Origin of the sequence: Pseudophaeobacter sp. 1A09344 (assembly GCF_041008745.1) — a bacterium.
GTDB lineage: Bacteria > Pseudomonadota > Alphaproteobacteria > Rhodobacterales > Rhodobacteraceae > Phycobacter > Phycobacter gallaeciensis_A.
The window spans coordinates 1-885 of sequence record NZ_JAXGFS010000039.1; the positions used below are offsets into that span (position 1 = coordinate 1).

Annotated in this window: 1 protein-coding gene and 2 pseudogenes; all 3 read right to left on the bottom strand. The window is 65.0% G+C overall.

The window, feature by feature from the left end:
- Positions 1-209 (bottom strand): annotated as a pseudogene (locus SM765_RS22985) (lytic transglycosylase domain-containing protein); the annotation flags it as partial.
- Positions 206-415, bottom strand: a complete 210-nt coding sequence (locus SM765_RS22990; protein ID WP_009574109.1) for a hypothetical protein — start codon at positions 413-415, stop codon at positions 206-208. The pseudogene SM765_RS22985 and the gene SM765_RS22990, both read right to left, overlap by 4 nt.
- Positions 412-885 (bottom strand): annotated as a pseudogene (locus SM765_RS22995) (VirB4 family type IV secretion/conjugal transfer ATPase); the annotation flags it as partial. The pseudogene SM765_RS22995 and the gene SM765_RS22990, both read right to left, overlap by 4 nt.

Here is an 885-nt window from a genome sequence, read left to right on the forward strand (position 1 = left end):
ACGCGCAGCTGGTCGGCCTGGACGTCGGCCAGCGTGGACTCCGTCCGATCCTTGTCCTGCTGTACGCCCAGATCCTCGGCTAGCGCTGTCACCCGCGCGATGGCACGCCCGATCGCGGAATTATCCTGCGTCGGCACGCCCTGGGCATGCGCGGGCAGGGCGCCGAGGCCAAGGCAAAGCCCGGCGGATATGATCGCGGCGCGGCTCATTCCGGACGGGGCAGGGGCTCGAAGGTGCAGTCGGGTTTGGCCGTCTCCTGAGCCGGTGCGCCCATGGTCGAGAAGGAAAGCGCGGACCGCGTCACCTGCGGCTCGCCATTGCGTCCGAAGCAGGGCGAGGTTTTCTCGGTGTATTTCTCGCAAGCCGACAGCAGGCTTGCGGCGGCGCAAAGCACGAGGAGAGGTTTCAAACTCATATCACATGTCTCCAGAAATCGGGATTGGCGCGCCAATCGGCGGGCACGCGGGCCTCGCCTGTGGCGCCGCCACCAAGGATGGGAAGGAGGTTGCCCAAGGCGGAGAGGTCGGCGTCGACGAAGACGCTGTCGCCCGCCGAGCGGACAAGGGCGATGCGCTGGCCAATGGTGGGCTGGACGAGGAGCGCGGCCTCCTTGGCGTTCACGCGCAGGAAATCGTAATCGGAGACAGCAGCACGATCGTTCGGGAAGAGGATCTGCGTCGGCACCGTCTCGACGATGGTTTTGCCGACGCGGCTGTCGCGCAGTTGGCTCGGATATTGCGTCATCATGATCACGACGCAGTTCATCTTGCGAAGCGTAACCAGCCAGTTTTCCAGCCGCGCCCCGAAATAGGTATCGTCCAAGAGCTTCCAGGCCTCGTCGAGCACGATGATGGTGGGGCGGCGATCCTCGACCACGCGTTCGAT